This window comes from Butyricimonas faecihominis (assembly GCF_033096445.1).
GTDB classification, from domain to species: domain Bacteria; phylum Bacteroidota; class Bacteroidia; order Bacteroidales; family Marinifilaceae; genus Butyricimonas; species Butyricimonas faecihominis.
In genome coordinates this window covers 4,474,409-4,498,173 of record NZ_AP028155.1, presented here as the reverse complement: position 1 = coordinate 4,498,173, position 23,765 = coordinate 4,474,409, and the positions used below count along the sequence as shown (strand labels likewise).

General features: G+C 40.7%; 18 protein-coding genes. 5 read left to right on the top strand and 13 right to left on the bottom strand.

The window, feature by feature from the left end:
• Nucleotides 1-18 precede the first annotated feature (18 nt).
• From R8806_RS18635 to R8806_RS18585, 11 genes are all read right to left on the bottom strand, one after another.
• Entirely contained in the window at nucleotides 19-1,608 is a 1,590-nt protein-coding gene (locus R8806_RS18635) for a RagB/SusD family nutrient uptake outer membrane protein (RefSeq protein ID WP_124316623.1), read from the bottom strand.
• An 11-nt stretch (nucleotides 1,609-1,619) separates the two neighbouring features.
• A complete protein-coding gene (locus tag R8806_RS18630; protein ID WP_124316624.1) occupies nucleotides 1,620-5,282 on the bottom strand; it encodes a SusC/RagA family TonB-linked outer membrane protein in 3,663 nt (1,220 codons plus the stop codon).
• A 93-nt stretch (nucleotides 5,283-5,375) separates the two neighbouring features.
• Complete coding sequence (locus tag R8806_RS18625) at nucleotides 5,376-6,467, bottom strand: FecR family protein (RefSeq protein ID WP_124316625.1); 1,092 nt, start codon at nucleotides 6,465-6,467, stop codon at nucleotides 5,376-5,378.
• Nucleotides 6,468-6,779: 312 nt separating this feature from the next.
• On the bottom strand, nucleotides 6,780-7,418 hold the full coding sequence (locus R8806_RS18620) for a hypothetical protein (protein ID WP_124318478.1): 639 nt from the start codon (nucleotides 7,416-7,418) through the stop codon (nucleotides 6,780-6,782).
• 93 nt (nucleotides 7,419-7,511) lie between these two features.
• Nucleotides 7,512-10,178, bottom strand: a complete 2,667-nt coding sequence (locus R8806_RS18615; protein WP_167513904.1) for a M1 family metallopeptidase — start codon at nucleotides 10,176-10,178, stop codon at nucleotides 7,512-7,514.
• A gap of 839 nt (nucleotides 10,179-11,017) precedes the next feature.
• Complete coding sequence (locus tag R8806_RS18610) at nucleotides 11,018-11,557, bottom strand: RNA polymerase sigma-70 factor (RefSeq protein WP_124317263.1); 540 nt, start codon at nucleotides 11,555-11,557, stop codon at nucleotides 11,018-11,020.
• 127 nt (nucleotides 11,558-11,684) lie between these two features.
• Entirely contained in the window at nucleotides 11,685-12,323 is a 639-nt protein-coding gene (locus R8806_RS18605) for a hypothetical protein (RefSeq protein WP_124317264.1), read from the bottom strand.
• A gap of 10 nt (nucleotides 12,324-12,333) precedes the next feature.
• Entirely contained in the window at nucleotides 12,334-12,972 is a 639-nt protein-coding gene (locus R8806_RS18600) for a DUF6266 family protein (RefSeq protein ID WP_124317265.1), read from the bottom strand.
• 269 nt (nucleotides 12,973-13,241) lie between these two features.
• Nucleotides 13,242-14,234 carry an NAD-dependent epimerase/dehydratase family protein gene (locus tag R8806_RS18595; RefSeq protein WP_124317266.1) on the bottom strand — a complete coding sequence of 331 codons (993 nt, stop codon included), beginning with the start codon at nucleotides 14,232-14,234 and terminating at the stop codon, nucleotides 13,242-13,244.
• Nucleotides 14,234-14,641, bottom strand: coding sequence for an OsmC family protein (locus R8806_RS18590; protein ID WP_027201228.1), 408 nt, complete (start codon nucleotides 14,639-14,641; stop codon nucleotides 14,234-14,236). The genes R8806_RS18595 and R8806_RS18590 overlap by 1 nt, the downstream gene beginning before the upstream one ends.
• Before the next feature lie 211 nt (nucleotides 14,642-14,852).
• On the bottom strand, nucleotides 14,853-15,266 hold the full coding sequence (locus R8806_RS18585; protein ID WP_229782957.1) for a YraN family protein: 414 nt from the start codon (nucleotides 15,264-15,266) through the stop codon (nucleotides 14,853-14,855).
• Between the two features lie 149 nt (nucleotides 15,267-15,415).
• Between R8806_RS18585 and R8806_RS18580 the strand changes: the two genes are divergently transcribed.
• The 3 genes from R8806_RS18580 to R8806_RS18570 all read left to right on the top strand — a co-directional run bounded on the left by R8806_RS18580 (nucleotide 15,416) and on the right by R8806_RS18570 (nucleotide 19,855).
• Nucleotides 15,416-16,222: a glycogen/starch synthase gene (locus tag R8806_RS18580; protein ID WP_087422227.1), complete on the top strand. Its 807-nt coding sequence runs from the start codon at nucleotides 15,416-15,418 to the stop codon at nucleotides 16,220-16,222.
• A gap of 72 nt (nucleotides 16,223-16,294) precedes the next feature.
• Nucleotides 16,295-18,133, top strand: a complete 1,839-nt coding sequence (glmS, locus tag R8806_RS18575) for a glutamine--fructose-6-phosphate transaminase (isomerizing) (protein WP_087421967.1) — start codon at nucleotides 16,295-16,297, stop codon at nucleotides 18,131-18,133.
• 207 nt (nucleotides 18,134-18,340) lie between these two features.
• Nucleotides 18,341-19,855 carry a PAS domain-containing sensor histidine kinase gene (locus R8806_RS18570; protein WP_124317910.1) on the top strand — a complete coding sequence of 505 codons (1,515 nt, stop codon included), beginning with the start codon at nucleotides 18,341-18,343 and terminating at the stop codon, nucleotides 19,853-19,855.
• Between the two features lie 96 nt (nucleotides 19,856-19,951).
• On the opposite strand, the gene galE is transcribed toward R8806_RS18570, so the two are convergent.
• Nucleotides 19,952-20,974, bottom strand: coding sequence for a UDP-glucose 4-epimerase GalE (galE, locus tag R8806_RS18565; protein WP_124317911.1), 1,023 nt, complete (start codon nucleotides 20,972-20,974; stop codon nucleotides 19,952-19,954).
• A 128-nt stretch (nucleotides 20,975-21,102) separates the two neighbouring features.
• On the opposite strand from galE, the gene R8806_RS18560 reads away from it, so the two are divergent.
• Nucleotides 21,103-21,810 carry an HU domain-containing protein gene (locus R8806_RS18560; protein WP_124317912.1) on the top strand — a complete coding sequence of 236 codons (708 nt, stop codon included), beginning with the start codon at nucleotides 21,103-21,105 and terminating at the stop codon, nucleotides 21,808-21,810.
• On the opposite strand, the gene pssA is transcribed toward R8806_RS18560, so the two are convergent.
• Nucleotides 21,776-22,618, bottom strand: coding sequence for a CDP-diacylglycerol--serine O-phosphatidyltransferase (gene pssA, locus R8806_RS18555; protein WP_124317913.1), 843 nt, complete (start codon nucleotides 22,616-22,618; stop codon nucleotides 21,776-21,778). The two genes, R8806_RS18560 and pssA, sit on opposite strands and share 35 nt — an antisense overlap.
• A 93-nt stretch (nucleotides 22,619-22,711) precedes the next feature.
• On the opposite strand from pssA, the gene R8806_RS18550 reads away from it, so the two are divergent.
• Complete coding sequence (locus R8806_RS18550) at nucleotides 22,712-23,731, top strand: glycosyltransferase family 9 protein (protein WP_124317914.1); 1,020 nt, start codon at nucleotides 22,712-22,714, stop codon at nucleotides 23,729-23,731.
• Nucleotides 23,732-23,765 lie beyond the last annotated feature (34 nt).

Here is a 23,765-nt window from a genome sequence, read left to right as displayed (position 1 = left end):
TTTCCTATTAAATATTCATTAATTTTCATTTCTAGTAGGACGGGAATTAGGGACCAAATTAGGCGATTGATTACGTTCTACAATTGGGAAATTTAATATAAAAGCGGGATCTTTTTCCTGTAATGTAAACGTAACAAAGGCATCACCACTTGTTCCTCCATAGTTATAACGATGAGTCACTTGTTTTTGTCCTTGTCTCCGCATATCCCACCAACGATGGCATTCCTCAAAACACAATTCACGACGACGTTCGTCCCAACAGAATTGCACAAGAGCATCATTAGAAACAAAATCACCCAAGCTTAACGCCGTATAAGGGTTAATTCGTTTCTCACGCAAAGAATTCAAATACACGATAGCTTTCACATTATCCCCCGCAGCATTTCGACGAGCATAAGCTTCTGCTAAAGAGATATACACCTCACCAGTACGAAAACATTGCATTAACATATTTTGTTTATCATACTGTGGATCATATTTCAATGTTTTATACGTATTATAACTATCCGCATAAGAAGACGAAGTCTTTTTCACTGGCGGTATAAACCAGTAAAGTAAGCGTCGATCTCCCGTTTTAGCCGTCTCATCAGTATCATACATCTCGATAAGTGTTTTTTGTCCCGGATAAAAAGATTGTGAAGATGTCGCAATCCAATACCCGGCAGTATATACTCCATACTTCGCAAAAAGCCCGTAAAATGTTTTACCTGTACTATTAGATGTCGGAGCGGTATTAAAATTCCAAATAATCTCGGGATTATCCGCACGGAAAAAATTAATCACGGCTTTATCCGTACTACCATAAGTTGAACTAGTCGCTTTAGTTTCGCTCGTGATATCTTGCAACTCTGGCTTACGCCCCACCAATTCCTCTCCATACGTTATGGCATTATCCCAATCTTCCATAAACAAATAAATTCGAGTAGCAAGTGCAAGGACAGCATCATAACCAATGGTAAAATAATCACCTGTTGATTTATCTTTCAAATTTTTAATCGCATTTTCTATATCTGAAGTCATCTGTCCCCAAATCTGAGAAATCGTTGCCCTACTAGGAGAAACGATAGTTATATCCGGTTCTAATACCAAAGGCACACACATATCACTCGGTTGGGCTTCATTATACGCTTGTCCATACAAATTCGCCAAATAGAAATAGGCCATAGCACGTGTAAAATAGGATTGTCCCAATAAAATTTCCCGATCCTCATTTTCACCTTCCGCATTTATGGCTCCTTCAAGACAAAGATTTGCAAGCTTCACTTGTTTATATAGATAAAGATAAGCCTCATCCGTAAAATTGTCATTCTCTATCTCAGATTGCCAAGTATAAATATCTCCATAATGAGTCACATTATCAGAGGTAAACGAATAATCAGAGAAACGAGAATAGCTTTCTTGAAATTCGGCATCATCAGTCATAAATAAGACCCATTTAGTCTTTTCATACAAATCCTTAAAATAACCATCACCTTGTAACAACTCCTTATAATGTTTCACGGTTTCCGGAACAATTAAATTTTGAGAAGAACGTTCAAGGAAATCATCACAACCGACTGTTATCCCAATGAACATGATAACAATGAATAATTTATATTTCGCTTTCATATGACCACATTTCAAAAAGTTATGTTCAAATTTAAAGTATAAGTTCTTGTCAACGGCGTTGTTGCAAAAGCCGCTTCCGGATCTGAACCTTCCCACCGTTTATCAGCCCAAGTGAACAAATTGGTTGCTTGTAATCCTATCGCACAATCCGTTATATGCCACTTGGAAACGAATTTTCGAGGTATCAAATAGTTCAATGACAAACTTCTCATTTTCAAGAAATCAGTCTTTGCCACCCGAACCGAAGATTTATCATACATTGTCGTTCCGGCCACCTCATCTTTTCCCGAAACATAATATCTATGTGTAAGTTTATTATACACCCTGCTATTATAAAGTACAGGCATATCCGTTTTATCCTCATCCCCGGATTTCCGCCAACGCATCGCATATTCCTTGGACACATTTGTCATGGGATTAAACACGTAATTCCAGTTACTCCCGTAAATATTCGAGAGACGATTCACCCCACCAAATTGGTAAGTAAAAGTTCCACTTAAACGCAAGCCTTTCCAACCGACACTAATATTAATACCACCTTGACTAGGAGCCGTCATCACCCCGGATTTTACAAGATTTACTTCATCTGCCCAAAGAGAGTAATTCGGGTTATCTTCTCCATCATCATTAATAAAAGAAGTATTCCCATGTATATCACGGAATACCGGATAACCTGTTTCATGATTTAACCCAACAAGATCATACGAATAAAGTGTTCCCAAAGGTTTCCCGACAATCAATGCATTACCTGCCAATTTATCATCATTAGTGACCGCGTGTTCATTGGCTTCAACAAGCTTGTTTCTATTGTAAGAATAATTAATGCCTAAAGCGATATCCCAGTCTTTTGTTTTCAAAGGGATGAAGGTTGCTCCAATTTCAATCCCGCTATTATCCACTCTCCCGGCATTAATCTTGACAGTCTGGATTCCGTTAGTTTGCGACACGTTTTTAGTCATAACCATATCAGTACCTCGTTTTTTATATACATCCGCCACGACTGAAATCCGATTATCCAACAAAGACACATCCAATCCGATATTATACGATTCTGTTTTTTCCCAGCGTAAATCCGGATTAGGCAAATAAGCTATAGTAGATTCATTATGTTCCGTTATGGTATTTTGAGAGCCCACTTTTATCACTAAATCCGGCGATGTTCCGCTATCCACGTTTCCCTGAATCCCATACGAAGCTCGTACAGCCAAATAAGAAATAATATCATTATCCTTCAAAAAGTTTTCATTACTCAACGTGTATTTTCCAGAAACAGACCAGATAGGTAAAAAACGATACTTGGGATTGGAACCAAACTGATTAGAACCATCCATACGTAAATTTCCATTCAACACGAATTTATCTTTATATGAATACGATCCAGTGAAAATCCACGACACATAATTCTTCGTTGATTTTGTCAATACCGGATTAAGAGTTCCCCCGGTAAGCAAAGATACATATGCTGTCGTTATAGCAGGATTAAACGTCTCTCCACGATCCGGTAACCAACCATAATATGTACCAGACAAACCATCCGTCTTTATTTGGCGAATCTCGGATACTGCCATCAAATTTATCAAATGATCTTCCTTTATCACGTAATTAAATTCCAATGTATTTTGCACTGTATAGGTATCTGACTGTGATGTGTTTTTATCATAAATACCACCTGTCGGGATTTTTGAATCATCCTTGATTTTATCCTTTGTTTTATCTCCTTCCGCAGGTACGTATGTTTCATAAAAATCCAAATTATAACCTCGCTCATTAGTCACATAATAAGAATTATCCGTTGCCCAACTTTTCTTCATCGAATGACTATTCTGATAGGATAAATGCAGTTTATATTTCAATCCACCCCAGATATTCCATTCCAAATTCATCTGTGAAGATATTGAATTCACTCGTCCGGATTGTCCCGTTTCACCCATCTCGTTAAGAATATTATAATAGATATAATTTCCCCAATCCCGATAATAACGATTATACGTGTCATAAAAATATAATGACCCATCTTCATTATAACAAGGTATCGCCCGAGACGTGTTATAAGCATAAGTATTCGGATTCACCGAAGAATGAAAGCCAAGCGTATTCTTGGTAGAAACATTAGCTTGAAAACTTAAATAAAGCTTCTCTTTTAGCAACCAAGAATTAAGTTTAGCAGACATCGTAAAACGGCGACTATAATTTTTTATTGCCGTACTCTGTGTATCATCATATCCAACAGACATATAATAACGAGTTCCCTCATTTCCCCCGCTCAAACTTAATGCATGAGTATGAGTAAACGAGTTGCGGAACAAAATATCATACCAGTCAGTATTCATATCAGCCAACTTTTGTACACCTTCTGCAAATTCTTCATACGTGATTTTACGAGCCAACCAATCTATATAAAACCCTTCATAGCCATAATTTACAGGCATGGAATAATAATATGAGTTATCTTCTATAATCTCTTTCGAAAGTTGTAAACGTTCCGTGGCGTTCATCCTCTCTAAATCACTATAGGCCATGCGTTGGTTAATCGCGTAACTTCCCGAATAAGAAATCTTTGGCGGACCTGTTTGCCCTTGTTTGGTCGTAATAACGATAACTCCGTTAGCAGCTTGTACTCCATAGATTGCCGTAGCTGAAGCATCCTTTAGCACTGTGATCTTATCAATATCATTCGGATTAATTCCAGATATGGCATTCCCCACGAGATAAGCGGCATCATCACCATTCAAATCCGTCATATTAATCTCGCCCATGTCATCCTCGGTCAAAATAATTCCATCTAACACCCATAACGGGGCTCGGTTACCCAAAATAGACGACGTACCACGAATTCGAATCTTGGCTGAAGCCCCAGGATCTCCAGAATTAATAATCACATTCATACCAGTAATCTGTCCCTGCAACATATTTTCTATACTAGGGACACCCCCTAATCTTACCTTTGCCGCATCAATAACACTCACGGAACCTGCTACCTGCGATTTCTTCAAATTTTGATAACCCGTAACCACCACCTCATCCATTTCCAACAAATCTTCTTCCATAGTAATCACCCAATCTCCCTTTTTCGGACGATCTTTATAGGCGATCGTCTTGGATTTCATGCCTACAAATGAAAAAACGAGTTCCACGCGTGCCGTTGTATCCGGAACCAAAATAAAGAACACGCCATCAACATTAGTAACAACTCCTGTCGTCGTTCCTTTTATCAAAATAGTTACTCCCGGGATAGGCTTTTTATCCTTATCAATTACTTTACCACTGGCCACGGTCGAATGATTCTCTTTTTTTACTTGAGAGAATTCCTTTAACTTCGGAGAAATTACCACAATTTGATCTTCAATGACATACCAAAGTTGCGTTCCTTTTAAACACTCGGCCAAAACCTCCTGCAAATCTTTATTTTCCACGCTCAAAGAAATCTTTCCCACGTTTTCCAATTCATTGTTACTGTACACGAATTCATACCCGGTAACTTTGGTAATCTCCTTAAGCACCTCTTTAAGAGTTGCATTTTTCATGTCTAAACTCACCCGGACCTGCGAGAACGTGCTTGCAGAAACGGTCGATAGACCCAGAATCAAAATACAAATAAAGACTTTCATAATTCGAAACATTTTCGTAATGACATTAGATCCCCATCCTATGTCAAAATCTCGATTTTTTTCCATAGATTTGTACTGTTTTAATTATTAATAATTTGCCATTCCCCAATGGCAGTTATCTTACACGGGAAATTGTTAGCGCAAGTTCCCGTTTTTCATTCACTCTAACTGCACGACTAGAGTGCGGTCATTCAATTCAAATTTAATATTTGTTGTTAACGCCAATATATTCAACACATTATTAATATTTTCATATTTAGGTAGATTACCCGTAAATCGCATCTGTTTTAATCTCTGGTTCTGAATAAAAACCGTTATATTATACCACCGTTCTAATTTTTTCAAGACCCCCTCTAAGGGTTCATTTTCAAAAACAAACCGTTCATTTTTCCAAGCTATATAAGGCCTTACATCTACTTGTTCAATTCTTAACTCCTTATCAATGCACGTCACTTGCTCTCCGGGATGTAATAACACCCGTTGTTTATCCAACACCACTTCCACAGCCCCACGTACCAACGTAGTTTGTTGATGTTCATCCGGATATGCTTTCAGATTAAAAGCGGTTCCCAATACCCGGACATCAATACCGTTTGTTTTCACGACAAAAGGTTTCAAACTATCTTTCGCTACTTCAAAAAACGCTTCCCCTTCTAATGAAACTTGACGATCCTTCCCCATAAAATGATCCGGATAATGAATTTTTGAATCCGCATTCAAAGTAACCACAGTCCCGTCAGACAAACACAACACAAATTCACCGCCTCGCGGAACCTGTAACGTATGCCATTCCACTTCTTTTATCCGGGTGGTGTCCGCATACACCAATCTCTTACCATCATTCATAAAACTCTCTCCCTCAATCCTAGTACATACCGTATCTTGAGTTGATTCTAACTCGATCACCTCTCCTGTAGCCAAAAATAACATCGCTCTCGAATGCCCATATTCAATAACAGACGAAGTAACATTCTCATTATTCATATCACGTCCTACAAAATACCATACCATTCCCACACAAAACAAAATCATCACAGAAGCCGCACTCACCCGCATCCAATTACCAATTTTTCGACGAGAGACCTGCAATTTAGCTTGAAGTTTTTTCCAATCTTCCACAGAATTATACTTTTGAAATTCCCGTAATCCTCCCTCCACGTAATCAACATTCTGTAATCGCTCAAATAATTTTTGATTCCTCTCATCCAAGCCGAGCCACTCATCAAATTCTTTCCTTTGATCATCTGTCATATTTCCCTTCAAATAAGTCAAAATGGAACGAACAACGTCCCTTCTTCTATATTTTTTAACGATCGTTTAATGATATAAATAATTAGATGATAGATTTTAAAATTTGCACTTACATTAAACTATTAAATATTAGCGCATTAATAAAATATCAACTTGCTCCAAAAGCAATAAAATAGATTGGGATGAAGGCAAAAAAGGAATATAAAAAAACGATCGTTTTTTCATTTACTACTAAAACAGATTAAGTCGGAAAAGGATGACAAAAAAAGTAAATTATTTTTCCATATTTGCTTGGTTCGTTTGTTTATCGAACTAATCGTCATAATATTCTTTGCTATAATAAGCACGAAATTCACCTTCTCTATTCAATCGTGCTCCCGCAATACGCATTTCCCATAGAACATTAAAAACATGACCTGATTGCAAAACCGTTAATGACAATGAACATCTTATATAAAACGATATCTTGCCTTGACCATCAAGAACTGCATCGCTCTCGTTTATCGTACAATCAGAGGTATAAGGACTTAAAGAAACTCGCTCATCACATAGTCTTGCATCATTATTCTCAAGCATACAACTAGAAAAAAAATTGATACAGCAATAGTTATTGATTGGAATTATCCCTGCAATAACCACTTCCCAAGGATCTACAATACACACATCTCCAGTACCAACCACATAATTAACTTCTTCAGCATTAGGAATTACACCTCTTGTCCCTACCAAAATCTCGGATCGTTCATCAATCATAGCGAATAAACCTTCTAACTCATCAAGAGTTAGAACCACGCAAGAATCAGGTAAAACATCCGTTCTGCAATATTGAATTCCATAATTTTGCTTCAATATGGATAAACGATTTTCTACATCATTTCTATCAATAGCATCTTTTGTACAACTAATAAGACCCCAAAGAACAATCCCATAAATAACATTTTTCCTCTTCATGATCATTAAATTTATAGTAATAATTATATTACAGATTTTCTCTCAAAATTATTCCCTTAAGTTTATTTACCAACTAAACTTATCACGATTTCATCATTCCCGAATCTCTTTCATTTTTATTGCATCTACAAAAACCTTATTAAGCCCTTTAAAAGAAAATAAAGAAAGAAGTTCTTGTTTATCGTACTGAATAATTTTAATACAATCAAATACATCGTATCTTCCCAACGAAACCCATTCATCGCTCTCGCTACCAACATCAATTTTCAAATCGAATGTATTTCCTCCATTACAAACAGAAAAATACAATGTCTTATCATCTAAACTTTTTTCATGCCTAGTATCATCTACATTATGAAAAAAAAGTTCATACTTCCCTTGACGAATTATATCTATGGTCCACTCCACCCGTTTATCACCTGTTCCCGCCTCTTTATAATAGGCACTCTGAACCGGAAAACCATAGAACTTCGTGTTGAATCCTACCAACCATTGATTACGATTCTTTTTTCTTTCGCACAAAAAAGGAATATTCACATTATACTTTTCAAACATATCCTGAAGCCAAGTTTTAGTCTCTACAATCTTACATCTTTCATCAACATTATCAACAATAATATCAAGACTATCATCTTGAAAATACAGGGAATCAATATCTCGAATTCCTTCCTTTAATCCCAACTCATGATATACAATCTTCTTGGCCCGAAATCGTTTAACAGACGGTATATTCTGAGACATCGGCATTTCTATCCTATAAGATATACTTGAACTAGTTGTATCATTAACTACAATTTCCTTGCAGGAATGCGCCGGAATCAAATAAAATCCCCCAGGCCTTGTCATAATCACACCAAGCACATCACTCATATTATATATTTTAAAAAGAAAATACTGATTTGCTTGCCATGAATCAATCAAATCTCCAACCCGATAACACTCGGCATCCACTTTGAAAACAGGTAATCTATTGCTATCATATAAATCTGGCAAAATATGGTCGAGATCAACCCCACATTGTTCCATCAAATCCTTACTAAACATCTTTAATTCAACATTCATAAAACGATATTTAGAAAAAAAATCATATATAAAATCATCAAACTTGTCCCTGAATACCCGTGTACATATCAAAGAATATAACTCCCAACCCTTCTTTTTAATGATAAAATGCAATTCCTTAGAAGACAAATTCAGATCATGAATAGCCTCTCTTAAACTATGTCGTGATAAGTAATTCATAGCACGGTATTCATCCATAGGCTCAAAAGATTGCATCAAGCCAAATGAATACCTGGACAACATATTTATCAATATTTCATTAATCATTGGATAATCAACAGACGATACATAATTAAACTCACTTTGTAACATCGACTTAATATTACAGCCGCCATGAGTCAAATTACTATCTAACAACATCTTAAAATGCCATTCGCTTCCATATTTTCTTAATCCCGGATTATATTCTCCATCTATAAAATGTTGATTACAAAGTTTTTCAGTCAAAAAAATCAAACCATTTTGTATTCTTTCACCATCCATCGCATCCGGCTTGGGGAAAGGGTAAAAATCAAGTGGAGTCTCAATAAAGCGTAACCAAGAATAGGGATATTCAAGGTCACTTTTAAGCGCTGTCGAATAATTATATTTAAGTCTCTTCGTTTCAGCATCTATATAAGAACTCATGTTTCTCTTTTCCAGTTTACTTTTAAAATTCAATAAATGTTCTTCCAACACATCAACATCTATACGAAACGAATCCAATAAATATCCATGACTAGGTTCATAATAAATTTCAACCGGGATAGAATCCATCATCACCACTCTTTTATCATATTTTCCCACGCACAAACTGATGCCACTTATAGCGTGTTCATGTTTAAAAATAGTTATTCCTATCTGTTCATTTATTATTTCCCCTTGAGAAATAGCGGTATTTTCCTCATCATGAATAACAACAAGCGAAAAATACGTAAAATCCATATTTCGAAAAAAAGAAAAGCAAGTCGGGGGAACACAAGTCGGATACCACAAAACTTCCGGAGTAAACAATTTATAATTATTTACACAATACGCCGGTTGAGTCCCCAAACTATATATCCCGCGCCTGTTTTCATTCAGACGTTGATATCCCGGAACTGCAAATTGATCAAGATGACACACGTCATTATCAACAATTCCTTCATAACTCACGATAAGATCACAGGTATCTTCCGCTGCAAGTTGCTTATCAACCAAGATCACAGGTCCCTTTCTTTCAAACGACAAATTAACACTACCGTTTTTAATTCCATTTACTGTCAAACCCGGGTTTAAATATAATAACACCGGAATTTGCTCCTCGTTTCTATTTACGATTTTCATTTTACTCTCGACAGCAACACCTTCTTTACCTAAATCACGTAATCGAATTTCATTAGACAATACCCGATTCTTTAAAACATGTTCATATTCAAAATAGAATTGACGATACTCGTTTTTATTTCTCTCGACACGCATAAAATTCCCCATGTAAAAAGCGATAAAAATAACCGATAAAATGAATGGAAACATAGCAAACACAAGCACACTGCGAACTTGATGGATATTATTAGGCAAACGCCTGTAAACAAGAATAGACAATATCAGAAAACAAATACCCATTAACAAATAGATCGTTTGATGCAAAAGAAAACACGTTAACTGTACATGTCCCACAAAATCAGAAAATAAATTAGGAATATAACGAGCAAACGGATCAAATAAATTATTCATCACTCCAGCCCCGCATATCGTCGTTCCCACGCAAAAAAATAACAGAAATAAGATACTTATACCCTGATTATTAATAAAACGAGAAACAAGAATCGACAAACTCAGGAAATAAATTAGCACAGGAAAATTTAATGTTATCCCGTAAAAAAAATAATACGATATATTCAATACTCGAGGATAGTAGATCAGATTATAACATATCATCACGGAATAAATCAACACGTTCACGAGACTAAAAATAGCGACCCGTCCTAGAAATTTTCCAATAATGGTATCACTATTATCCTGTGGGCGAGCCTCTAAAGCTGATATCGTGGTAAATCTCAAACGCCTTAAATCATTAGATACCATAAAAAAGACCATCAACACTTGAACGAAATTGTAATAATAAGCAGTCATGAACGGGATTGAAGAAGGCAATGCCTGAACAACCCACGGCAAATAAAACTCTCCGAATTCAATCTTATCACTCTCTGAAAATGAAATGAAAGTAAAGGATATCGTAGTCAATAATGCAAAAAAAACAAACATATTAAACAATAGGTTTCGCCGTGTTAACTTGATCTCATACAAAGCTTCAAAGATGACATGATGTAGATTCATAAAAAACATTATTACATTTTGTACAATTAAAATAAACTATACAGCAACTCGCCTTCACATATATTTCCCCAACTCATAACATAAACAGCTAAATACTGAAAAGAATGACAAGGAACACTGGGGAAAATTTTCGATTACCTTCGCTCTCTCGTGAAAAAAGAGAAGTATACAAAGCAAACAACGGCTACATCATCCACGACCGCTTCTTCACCATCTGGCTTAGACAACAACCCTATCGATCAAAAAAACATAAATACCACCACCGGATAAAGATGTTGCAACCGCTCCCGCAGATACTTTTTAGCTCGTTGGCGTTGCGTCTTCACAGTTGACTCGGCCACATCCAGTTGCTCGCAAATGGTCTTAATATCCAACATCTCGATATAACTCATCTTGAAAATACGCTGACATTCAGTAGGTAATTCATCAATAGCGGCAAAGATTTCCTCGAAAACATCCGTTTCCACCTGAAAACAAAAAACATCTTCCTCGTCAGGAGATTTCAATCCCAATCGCCGATTCGCCTTCGCACGGACTTGCAATTTTTCCAGATAATTCAATGCCGCATTCTGGACACAATTATACAAGAATGATTTTAACGCCGATTGATTCTCGAATTTCCCCTTGGATTCCCAAAAACGAAGAAACACCTCTTGCACAATATCCCTTGCCGCCTCATCATCTCGCACGAACTTATTGGCGAAATAACATAGCGACGCATAATATTTATGAAATACACTTTCAAATATTTCCGGTTGTTTCACGTTCAGTATATCCACTAATATCTTATTTTAGCCGTTAAACCATCGCGACTCGCCCTACCTCTCGCATCAAAAATACATTTTTCTAACGAGAAACATATAACAAACAAGAAAATTATTTAATCAAAATAAACATGAGCAACAACTACACCTCGTCCCCTACCGCCAATCCCACGCTGACAGAAGCCCGGTTCCCTTTGCTATTCATGGCAAAACCATGTACCACGACATCGCAAACATCCCAACCCGCGGGTAAATCCCAACTCAACTCCCCGGATGCACCCCGAGTTCCCAATGGAATGACCTCCCCATCCCGATCTTCCGTTCGCGAAACCACCCCGTAAAGCAAATCATCACCAAAAGCGTAAGGCATCAATCGTTGTCTCTCCCACCGAAATACCACCCGGTTCTCCCCGGCCTCTAATTTTGCTGATAAAACCGGTGGCATCAACGTACCACCGGAAATTTCCAGTTTCAAGAGATCATAACTCACCTTCAACTCGTCATCCACGAATATTTTCCCCACGTTTGCCTTCACGAAACAATTCAACCCCTCTTTTAGCGAAGAGCAACAAAAGCCTTGCGGCAACACGTGATAAAAATGGCTCCCCACCTCCCGGACTGCCTTCATCCGGGCTCGTTGTTTCAATTGAGCCAAAGACTTTCGGTCCCGTCGATAAATACCTTTCGCCCGAACCACGTTCTGTTCCTTTAAAGCATACAAGGTCACGTTCCCCACGGACTTTCTCGCCCGGTGGAACAAAATGGAATTAAATATAGCCATATGTACTTTACTATTTGTTTATTTTGAAATACTTGCTTGCCGAAAACCGTTTCCGATCCCCGGTCCCGAAAAAACAATATAAATGAGCCGTCTTCCAACTCCCACCGGGTAACTTGACGGGAGCCCAACCATCCTTCCGACAGGCTGTGATCCCGCCAAGCATCACAACCTGAAAAGGATCATCATCAAAAATAGCACCCACCATCAAGCGATCGGACCCTTGAGCCATCAAGGTAAGGGAATTATCCAACCACGAAAATTCCACCCCATCCTCTGACACCGCCTTTATTTCCAGCGAATAAGGTAATTGCTGAATCCCGTGTGCCAACCGTAACAGTGAATAATCAATAAAACCATTCTCCCCAAAGGCCGCAATATTAAAGTGCATGAACAAATGATAACCGGAACGTCGTCCCTCTTCTTTCGCCGCCAAATCATACACCTCCTTTAAAATCCCGCTTTTGACTGATTGATAAAATGCTTGCACGGCAGGGAACTTGGCCCGCTGCCGCAATTGTTTCTCAGTCTGTGGATCACGCACATTCACCGGTTTCCTCCGGGCATACGTTTTTTCCCCAACCGTGTAAACAATCAACCCGTCAATCTCTCCCGAAAAACCTTTCAATAATGAACTATCAACTAACTCCATAACCTCGCTATTATTAATTACACATTCCCCAATCATCAAGCTACATAGCAAAATATCCTCCCATACCACGAATATACAACACGAACCTACCGAAATCCAAATAAAAAGGACAAAAAGATTTATTTTATCGAAGATGAATGCAACATGAATGCAGGATGAATACTCCGTGGTCTAAATGAACTAATTTAAATGGAGATTTTCGAGAAGATAGCCTCGGGACAGGGAAAACCCCTACCGGACCTCATGAATCCCGACCTAGGCAACCCGCGTCACAAATCCTTGAAAAAACGAGCCGTCTCTTCAAGCGTGTGAAAATGAAAATCGGGAAAAAGAGACAACACCTTCGCGCTGGAATAACGGGATTTATGTTGAGACGAGCGAGCCGTTTCCTTCGTGAAAGCCGGTTTCTTTCCCGTGAACAGAGCCACGAAAGCCAGTAACCGCCACGCCAAACCTGTCATCCACGGTGCCATCCGAATACGAGGCGGGCGCTTGCCCACGACACGGGCAATCACGGTAAACAACTCCCGATAAGAATAATTTCCCCCACATAACACGAAACGCTCTCCCCGAATAGCACTGTCTTTCGCCAAACGAATCATCAACTCGCAGACATCCCGCACATCCACGTATCCATTCACGCCTTCCGTGTAGAAAGGCATCCCCTTACTCGCCTGTTCAAACAACTTGACACTACTTCGTCCCCGTAACCCCGCCCCCAAAATAATAGCCGGGTTCACGATCACAACATCCAGTCCTTGACGGACATACTTCCAGACAATTTTCTCAGCCTCCCCTTTACTGCCGGAATAAAGCGAGTGGACCGATCCCGGAATCTCCGGTGTATTCTCGTCAATCACGACGCTCTCGTTGGGAGCGTCCCCCAAAGCGGCAATCGAACTCACGAAACACAGGCGTACCCCACGTTCCAAACAAATCTTACAAATATTTTCCGTCCCCTTGATATTCGTTTCCAGCAAAGTATTCCGATCGCTGCCATTGAAAGAAACCATGGCCGCACAATGATAAACAGTATCCACTTTTTCCACAAACGGGGCCACAGATTCCCCATCCAACACATCCCCAACCACCCAAGTCACCCGGGATATGGCATCTTCCGGTGAATCAAAATAACACGAAAAGAGAGCCATCGTCTCTTCAACGTGGCTCTTATCTCTTTTTAGCGCGATGATCGTCTCACCGCATCGTGCCAAATGACACAACAAATGGCTACCCAGTAAACCGGTAGCCCCGGTGACCATTACTGCCAATTAAACACGAAATTTTGTTTCACATCCGGGTGTAAACTCAAATGCACGGGGCAAGTATGTGCCACACGTTCGAGAATCTTTTTCTCCTTCTCGGAATAACCGTTGGCCGGCATGTTAAAGATCACGTCTATCTCGGCAATACGACGAGGTTCTGCCGCCATCTTCTTGGTAATCTCGATCTCGGCTCCCGTCAAATCAATACCGTTATTTTTAGCATAAATTCCCATGATTGTCATGGCACAAGCGGCCAATGACGTGGAACACAAGTCGGTTGGAGAGAAAGCCTCACCTTTCCCGTTATTATCTGTCGGTGCATCCGTGATAATCTTTGTACCACTCTGCAAATGCGTACACTCCAAACGCAAATCTCCTAAATATTTTGCTTTTACTGTTGCCATATCCTTTTTTCTTTTATGTTTTATTTTTCAAAGATAGTAAATTTCACACAAAATCATCCATCCGAAAGAAAATTTGATATTTTTTCCGGAAATCCGAATTTCTAGCACAATTTTTGATAATACACAAATATCCCTATTGACACTTTTCTTATGCCGGGTGGCTTTTCATATTCCTACCACACCACACACACGACAAAAGCCACCCGGTTCTTTAAAACAAATCGATAGCTTCTTTAATGTATTCTAGACACATCGAGGCCCCGGTAACCACAACCAAATCGAATCGTATTTCCCGATGAATGTTCTTTTTCGTTAGATAAGCGGCACCCGCAGCTTGTAGATTCCTCTTTTTTCTGTAATCCAGCAAATCAAAAAGTGACACATTGTCATCTGCCCGGGTTTTCACCTCCACCACGACCAGCACCTCCCCGTCAAGACACACGAAATCCAATTCCCGATGTCCCACCCGCCAGTTTCTCTCCAAAACCGTATACCCCATATCCAAAAGATACCGGTTCACCTTTTCTTCCCCGTATTCGCCCAGTTTATTATGCCACGCCATAGTACAGTCTTCCCCTAATTTACAGCCTAAAAAGAGTTTCGCAATGTTATATAAATCTATCATAAAAGCAAAATTTTTTAGTCAAAAATCCTATACCCCGCATCGTTTTTAAGATTCAAGTGGTTTATTTCGAGAGAGGTTTATTCCAAAGTAGTTTTGAAATCTGAACCAAAATGCCTATCTTTGTATGGTTTTTGGGAAAAGTAGTAGTTATGGCTAAAAAAAGAGTTTTATTCATTTCTCAAGAGATAGTTCCTTATCTGCCGGAATCAGAAATGGCAAATATTGGAAGATTTCTACCTCAAGGGATACAAGACAAAGGTAAAGAGATTAGAACATTCATGCCCCGTTACGGCTGCATCAATGAAAGACGGAATCAACTTCACGAGGTAATTCGCCTTTCTGGAATGAACCTGATCATCAACGACACGGATCATCCGCTAATCATCAAGGTCGCCTCGATTCAAGCTGCACGAATGCAGGTTTATTTCATCGACAACGAGGATTATTTTCAACGTAAGCACACGATCTCCGACGAAGAAGGAAACTTTTTCCCGGACAACGACGAAAGATCTATTTTCTTCGCCCGGGGAGTATTCGAAACCGTGCGCAAACTAAGATGGGCCCCCGACCTGATCTACTGCCAAGGGTGGTTCACAGCGCTGGTTCCCCTTTACCTGAAAAAAGAATATCATGATGACCCTGTTTTCTCCAAAACGAAAGTGGTATTCTCTACTTATAACGACAAATTTGAGGGAAAACTAGATGAAAAATTCGGGGAAAAAGCGATCACGGAAGGGGTTGCCCGGAAAGACGTGGCACTTTTAAAAGACCCGACATACACGAATATTAATAAATTGGCATTCCAATACGCTGACGGAATCATTTTCAACCACAAAGACGTGGACGATGAACTCCGTACCTTTGCCACCGATCTGAAGAAACCTACCTTGGAATACCCGGGTGAGCAAAGTTACATCGAGGCTTATTCCGACTTTTTCGACAAGATTATTGAATAACAATATAAACAAGCGGCAATGGTTGTTATGCCGCTTGTTTTCATTAATATAAATCATTAAAACATAACATTTATGTGTGGTATTGTAGGATACATCGGGCCCAAAGAAGCCTGTCCGATCTTAATTAACGGTCTGAAACGTCTGGAATACCGGGGATATGACTCTGCCGGAATCGCGTTGATCCATAATAATAACATCCAAGTTTACAAGTGCAAGGGAAGGGTGCAAGACCTGGAACATCACATGGAACTGGAAGACACCAGCGCAACGATCGGTATGGGACATACTCGCTGGGCTACCCACGGGGAACCAAATGACGCGAACGCTCACCCCCATACTTCTATGAACGGTCTTTTCTCTATCGTTCACAACGGAATTATCGAGAATCACGCTTTATTAAAGGAAAAATTACAGGCCAGAGGCTATTCATTCCAAAGTGAAACCGACACGGAAGTACTAGCAAACCTGATCGAGTACATTTACACGAAAGGCCAAGTCAACGCGGAGAATGCCGTGCGTCTCGCTTTGACCAAAGTTATCGGGGCCTATGGACTGGTTGTTTTATGCAAGAACGAACCGGACCAGCTTGTGGTGGCAAGAAAAGGTAGCCCGCTCGTGATCGGCGTGGGTCAAAGCGAATATTTCGTGGCCTCGGATGCAACACCTATCGTGGAATACACGAAAAACGTGATCTACTTAAACGATGACGATGTTGCCATCTTGAAGAGGGACGAAATGATCCTGAAAACGATCAAAAACACCCCTGTTTCATTAAGCATTCAGCAAGTGGACATCGACATCGAGAAAATCGAGAAAGGCGGTTTCCCGCATTTCATGCTGAAAGAAATTTTTGAACAGGTAAATTCAATATACGACACGATCCGCGGACGCGTAAATGCCGAGGCATCGGAAATCTATCTGGGAGGTATCTCCGAAATTATCCCGAAGATGGTCAACGCCCACCGCATTATCATTATCGGTTGCGGTACGTCATGGCACGCCGGAACGGTAGGCGAATACATCTTGGAAGAATTCACCCGAATCCCGGTAGAAGTGGAATACGCATCGGAATTCAGATACCGGAACCCGATCGTGGACGCCAACGACATTGTTATCGCCATTTCACAAAGTGGTGAAACGGCCGACACGCTGGCAGCCATCAAGTATGCCAAAGCACACGGGGCCACGGTTATCGGCATCTGTAATGTCGTGGGATCAAGTATCGCCCGGGAAACCGATGCTGGGGTGTACACTCACGCGGGTCCGGAAATCGGGGTTGCCTCCACGAAAGCATTCACGGCTCAAATATCCGTGTTGGCCATGATGGCCTTACAGATCGGCCACCGCAAGGGAACATTATCCGACGAACTGTACAAAAAATATATCAACGAACTGTATAACTTACCGGACAAGGTGAAAGCGATTCTGGAAAAGAATGACAAGATCAAGGAGATAGCGGCCATTTACAAGGACTCCACGAACGCCATTTACCTTGGAAGAGGTTGTCAATTCCCGGTTGCCCTAGAAGGTGCGCTAAAACTGAAAGAGATTTCTTACATCCACGCGGAAGGTTACCCGGCAGCAGAGATGAAACACGGTCCGATCGCCTTGATCGACGAGAATATGCCGGTTTTTGCCATCGCCACGAATGACAACTATTACGACAAGATCGTTTCCAACATCAAAGAGATCCAGTCCCGGAAAGGACACGTGATCGCTCTTGTCAATGATAACGACGCACAGGTGAAAAAACTGGCGGAACACGTGATCGAAATTCCTGAAACACTGGAATATCTTTCCCCACTTCTGAACGTGATTCCATTACAGCTCATCTCCTATCACATTGCCGTAATGCGAGGCTGCAACGTGGATATGCCGAGAAACTTGGCTAAATCCGTGACGGTAGAATAAAGTTAAAAAGATACCAAAAAACAATCACAATATAGCCGTTTTTTGGTATCTTTTTCTTTCTTTTTAGGCATAGTACCATTGCCATAATATTAGATTAATCTATACTCCAATATAATTTATTCTTATTCCAATAATCCATAACAACATTTGGATTAATTGACTACATTTATCTGTTTATTTAATTGCGTGGATTAACAGATATTTACTATGAATTTCATTCAACAAAAATACTACACGGATAATCTATTGAACGCTTTGCCCGATGGAATTATCACCATGTTACCCGATGGTAAAATTTCTCATATCAACTTACAGGCCCAAACAGAGCTACATATCAACACGTCTTCCTCAAAGAAATATCAAGAAGACAATTTATACATATCCGATCTGTTATCCCTTATGCAACTTGATCAAGACATTTTACCCCGGATTCTCGATGAACTCGAAAAAGGGAAATCAAAAATAGACCTCATGCAGAACACCTGCATCAAAGAGAAAGCCACTCACACGCTTTTTCCCGTGAGTGGGCAGTTCTTTTCTTTTCGTATTAATGATGAAACAGTTGAAATTATCTTCTATTTTCACAATACCACGAATGAACTCACTCAAGAATACATATTGACCACCGCCTTGCGACGTTCGAAAATATACCCGTGGTTCCTAGACATCGATCATGGTGTTTTCGTCCTTGACCCTCGATATTTTGAATATCTAGGCATAGAACCCGGCCCCAACAATTCATTAACCATGGAAGAGTACACGAACATGGTTCATCCCGACGATCGCCAAGCCCTGAATGATGCCTTCGCCATACAATTCAGCGGAAATGTCGTATTCGAAAAACCGGTCCCCTTCCGTCTCTCACGCGGAAACGGACAATGGGAATGGTTTGAAGGACAATCCACTTACATCGGCAGGCTATCCGGATTACCCTATCGTTTAGTGGGTATCTGCATGAGTATTCAAGAACATAAAAACATCGAAGAGACACTAACGGCCGCACTAAACAAAGCGGAAGAAAGCGATCGGTTAAAAAGTGCCTTTCTGGCCAACATGAGCCACGAAATCCGTACTCCGTTGAATGCCATCGTCGGTTTTTCCGACGTACTCGTTTCCACCTTGGGAGAATTATCCGAGGAAGAATGTCGAGGATATGTCGAGCTGATTAAAAACAATAGCTCCCAGCTATTGATGCTAATCAGTGATATTCTTGACCTCGCCAAGATTGAATCTAACACGATGAACTTCATTTTCTCGAAAACATCACTCAATGCCATTTTCGAAAACGTCTTCCAAGAACAGAAAATGAATAATCATTCAAATTTAAAGAACATAAAATTCGAATTGCACACCTCATCCCAAACCACGTATATCGTGACAGACCCCATGCGCCTGAAGCAAGTTTTGGGTAATCTTACAAACAATGCTTTCAAATTCACCCGGAAAGGCTATATTCACTTGGGATTTGAAGTTTTGGAAGGAAAGATACAACTATACGTGGAGGACACAGGACAAGGCATTTCACAGGAACATATCGAACATATTTTCGACCGCTTTTACAAGATCGATTCATTCAAAGCCGGAACCGGCTTGGGACTTTCAATCTGTAAAACAATTGTAAACCGTTTACAAGGAGACATTACAGTCCGATCTGAAATTGGCAAAGGAACCCGCTTTCTGGTTGACCTCCCCGTAAACATGAATATTCATGAGAACAAATAATTCCACACGGTAGGCACCGTATAAAAAAGCATATACTCTCGTGCCATTTCCCAATGTACACGAGAGTGTATGCTCGTTTTTACCTCTTTTCCTCTATCAATTAGTCGCTTCCAGTGATTTCTGCCATTTCCAAGCATTCGCCAGCGTTTCCTCGATCGGCGTGACAGCCTTCCATCCCAGCTCGTTATTGGCCAAAGTCGTATCGGCCCAAACCTTCTCGATATCCCCGGCACGGCGTCCCACGACCTTGTAATTCACTTTTACCCCGGTTGCCCGTTCAAAAGCGTGAATAATTTCCAGCACGGAAAGCGCCTTTCCCGTACCGATATTGAAAAACTCGTAATTTTTCTTATTCTTCCCATCCAACAAGCGACGGATAGCCACCACGTGCGCTTGGGCCAGATCTACCACGTCAATATAATCGCGTAACGGAGAACCATCCGGCGTGTTATAATCGTCACCGAACACGCTCAATTGCTCACGAATTCCGATAGCCGTTTGTGTCAAATAAGGAATCAAATTATTGGGTACTCCATTGGGCAATTCCCCGATAAACGCTGTCGGGTGAGCCCCGATCGGGTTAAAATAGCGCAATGCCAGAGCTTTCATGTCAGGTTCCACCCGCATCAAATCCCGAATAATATCTTCACTCATCACCTTCGTGTTCCCGTAAGGAGATTCAGCCTCGTGACGAGGTGTTTTTTCCGTTACCGGCAACACATCGGCCTGTCCGTACACCGTACAGGAAGAGGAAAACACCAAATTCGGCACCTTAAATTCCCGCATACAAGTCAACACGTTCATCAAAGAGTTCAAATTATTGAAATAGTACTCCAAAGGCTTGCTCACCGACTCTCCCACGGCCTTCAAAGCGGCAAAATGAATCACGGCCCGTATATCCGAATGGCGGGCAAAGAAATCCCGTGTAACCTCACCATCAGTAAGGTCTATCTCTTCAAACTCGGGACGTATCCCAGTGATCTTTTCTATCCCGTCTAGCACTTCCAGACTCGAATTCACGAGATTGTCAGCAATAATTACATCATAACCATTTTTCTGAAGTTCGACCACCGTGTGGGAACCTATATACCCTGTACCTCCTGTCACAAAAATTTTCATACGCCAATAATTTTATCTCAATTTATAACATTCTGAGTGTCTGCAATAGACACAACAAAGTAAATAATAATAATCCGAAATGCCTAAAATGAGTTTGACAACCTTACGTTTTTTCTTACCTTTGCGACATGAATAAATATGTTGAACACATTGAAGAATTGCTCTATCTACATGATTGCGTGATCGTTCCGGGATTCGGAGGGTTCATTTGTGACTACACGTCCGCAAACATCAATGAGAAAACGGGGACTATTGTTCCCCCGTCTAAAAAAGTCGTGTTCAACAAGCACCTGAAACAAAATGACGGACTTCTGATTGATTGGATCGCACGTAAAGAACAGATTGATTACGAGAAAGCGCAACGACGTCTGGCTTTATTTTGTGAAGAGATCAAGGTACGCTTGAACCAGAAACAAAAAGTGGACTTCGGTACAATCGGAACCTTTTCGGTCGACCGCCGGTTCAACGTTCTCTTTGAATCCAAGAACCACAACTTCCTGCCGGACGTGATCGGTATGGAATCCTTGCCTTTGGCAACTGTCAACGGGAAAAAGATCCGTAAAACTCAAGATGAACTGATTAACACCGAATCCGGTAACCTCGTTACCCGTTTATTCAAATTCGGTTTGTCGGCAGCCGTCGTGGCCGGAATCGTGGTGATCTCCCAACAGGACATCTTCCAAGGAAACGGAATGACGAACATGACAAACATGCAACCCTCCCCGGTGAAAAACAAAACGATCATCGTGGAAGACCCTGCCGTGATCTCTCCGAACTATGACTTCGTGGATTACGACCCGGTTATCGATCTGCCCGGGTTGTCAGTTTCACGATAAGCACAATCAAATAAGCCGGGAAAACGATAAACAACGCAACCCACTTCAATAATAGGAAGAGTACCACAAGTATTCCCCAGAACCTCCAGTTCCATTTTTTCTTGAAATCATAACAAGAAATCAAGATATAAACGGGGATCATACAAGATAATGCTTTCACACCCCAAACAGCAAAACCGATGATCACGGCCCCCAAGAAACAATATAAAAGAGCATTCCCGCTCCACGAAAAGCTGGTTAACTTCAACGAGAACATCGGGATTTCACTGATCAGCAAAATGGCCAGCACCAAGGCCAAAAGAGCCAACAACCACGGTTTACCCCACATCGCCATGAAAAACTCTTCCTGATGATAACGGGTAAATACCAACATCACCCAAAACAAAGCGTTCGACGGGGTCGGCAAACCGATAAACGAATGAGTTTGTCGCACATCCAAATTGAACTTAGCCAAGCGATAAGCCGAGAAGGCCGGAACCAGAAACGGCACGTACATAAGCACCCCCTGCCAAGAATTCACCGCAAACAACTCCCCGCCACTATATCCCAAATCGCGAATCAGGAAAAAAGCCATCACGGAAGGCATCACCCCGAAACTAACCATGTCGGCCAAGGAATCCAGTTCCTTGCCCATTTCAGATTTCACATGCAGCAAACGAGCGGCAAAACCATCAAAGAAATCAAATACCATCGCCAAAATCACGAGCCAAGCAGCAAGGTACAGATGCCCGTGAAAAGCAGCATAAATAGCCACCGTGCCGGACGTAACGTTCATACAGGTAATCAGATTAGGTATATGTTTCTTCATGGTACTACTTTTTATGATCTGAACACGAAAATAGTTCTTTTTACGATAGATAAACTACATTTTTATTACTTTTGTTGCAAATTCGTTTTAAATATGGCTAAATTTCTCATTATCAGGTTCAGCTCCATCGGAGACATCATCCAATGCATGAATGTCGTAAACGGCATCAAGAACCATTTTCCCGATGCTGAAATTCACTGGATCGCCCGAAAAGACATGGGTTCTTTCCTTAACATGGACAAACGCATCGACCGGGTATGGGGATATGATAAGAAAACGGGATTCAAAGGTTTATTACAAATGGCCCGTCAACTGAAAGCCGAGAAATTTGATTATATCTACGACGCACACAGCAACATCCGCTCCAACATCTTGAAAGCCGTGTTACTCCCGCCCTTTTACCATCTTTTTCCAAGAGGACCGCATTACACGCTACGCCACAAGGACCGCTGGAAACGATTTTTGCTTTTTAAACTACGGATAAACAAATTCGACAAACCGTTCCGGGGCATCGTTTCTTACCAAAAACCACTAGCCACATGGGGAATCACGAATTTTGAATCCGATTACTGTGATTGGAATTTTCCGGCAGAATACGAGGAACGTTTTCACCGTACGCTTACCCCGAAGACCATCACACTCATTCCTTCCGCCAACTGGGAAATGAAACGTTGGCCGGTTAGTAACTGGCAGCAAGTGATCCAACTTATGCCCGACTACCGTTTTATCATTCTGGCAGGCCCGACCGACACGTTCTGCGAGACCATCAAGGCTATCGCACCCGAAAGAGTCAACAACCTGACAGGAAAAACCAGTCTATTGGAATCCTGTTACCTCGTGAAGCAATCCAACCTCGTGATCAGTGGGGATACCGGTTTTCTTCACGCTGCGGACCTGTTCCACACGAAAGCCATCGCCTTGATGGGCCCGACGGCCTTCGGCTACCCCACGGGCAAACAAGTCGAAGTCATCGAAGTCGATCTTCCCTGCCGCCCCTGTACCAAAGACGGTCATGGTAAATGCAAACAATCCATCTGGCAAAAATGTATGGTCGACATTCTTCCCAAACGAGTTGTCAACACAGCCTTAAGAATTTTAAATCTTATGGATTAAATGATTCAATGATTTCCGATTAAGTGATCCCTTT

What these genes read in the sequence shown, in the direction of transcription:
- R8806_RS18635 (WP_124316623.1), bottom strand. Translation starts at nt 1,608, where the DNA reads ATGAAAGCGAAATATAAATTATTCATTGTTATCATGTTCATTGGGATA.
- R8806_RS18560 (WP_124317912.1), top strand. Translation starts at nt 21,103, where the DNA reads ATGAATAAATATGTTGAACACATTGAAGAATTGCTCTATCTACATGAT.
- R8806_RS18600 (WP_124317265.1), bottom strand. Translation starts at nt 12,972, where the DNA reads ATGGAGTTAGTTGATAGTTCATTATTGAAAGGTTTTTCGGGAGAGATT.
- R8806_RS18630 (WP_124316624.1), bottom strand. Translation starts at nt 5,282, where the DNA reads ATGGAAAAAAATCGAGATTTTGACATAGGATGGGGATCTAATGTCATT.
- R8806_RS18620 (WP_124318478.1), bottom strand. Translation starts at nt 7,418, where the DNA reads ATGAAGAGGAAAAATGTTATTTATGGGATTGTTCTTTGGGGTCTTATT.
- R8806_RS18625 (WP_124316625.1), bottom strand. Translation starts at nt 6,467, where the DNA reads ATGACAGATGATCAAAGGAAAGAATTTGATGAGTGGCTCGGCTTGGAT.
- R8806_RS18585 (WP_229782957.1), bottom strand. Translation starts at nt 15,266, where the DNA reads ATGATAGATTTATATAACATTGCGAAACTCTTTTTAGGCTGTAAATTA.
- R8806_RS18605 (WP_124317264.1), bottom strand. Translation starts at nt 12,323, where the DNA reads ATGGCTATATTTAATTCCATTTTGTTCCACCGGGCGAGAAAGTCCGTG.
- galE (WP_124317911.1), bottom strand. Translation starts at nt 20,974, where the DNA reads ATGAAAATTTTTGTGACAGGAGGTACAGGGTATATAGGTTCCCACACG.
- R8806_RS18580 (WP_087422227.1), top strand. Translation starts at nt 15,416, where the DNA reads ATGGCTAAAAAAAGAGTTTTATTCATTTCTCAAGAGATAGTTCCTTAT.
- pssA (WP_124317913.1), bottom strand. Translation starts at nt 22,618, where the DNA reads ATGAAGAAACATATACCTAATCTGATTACCTGTATGAACGTTACGTCC.
- R8806_RS18595 (WP_124317266.1), bottom strand. Translation starts at nt 14,234, where the DNA reads ATGGTCACCGGGGCTACCGGTTTACTGGGTAGCCATTTGTTGTGTCAT.
- glmS (WP_087421967.1), top strand. Translation starts at nt 16,295, where the DNA reads ATGTGTGGTATTGTAGGATACATCGGGCCCAAAGAAGCCTGTCCGATC.
- R8806_RS18570 (WP_124317910.1), top strand. Translation starts at nt 18,341, where the DNA reads ATGAATTTCATTCAACAAAAATACTACACGGATAATCTATTGAACGCT.
- R8806_RS18590 (WP_027201228.1), bottom strand. Translation starts at nt 14,641, where the DNA reads ATGGCAACAGTAAAAGCAAAATATTTAGGAGATTTGCGTTTGGAGTGT.
- R8806_RS18550 (WP_124317914.1), top strand. Translation starts at nt 22,712, where the DNA reads ATGGCTAAATTTCTCATTATCAGGTTCAGCTCCATCGGAGACATCATC.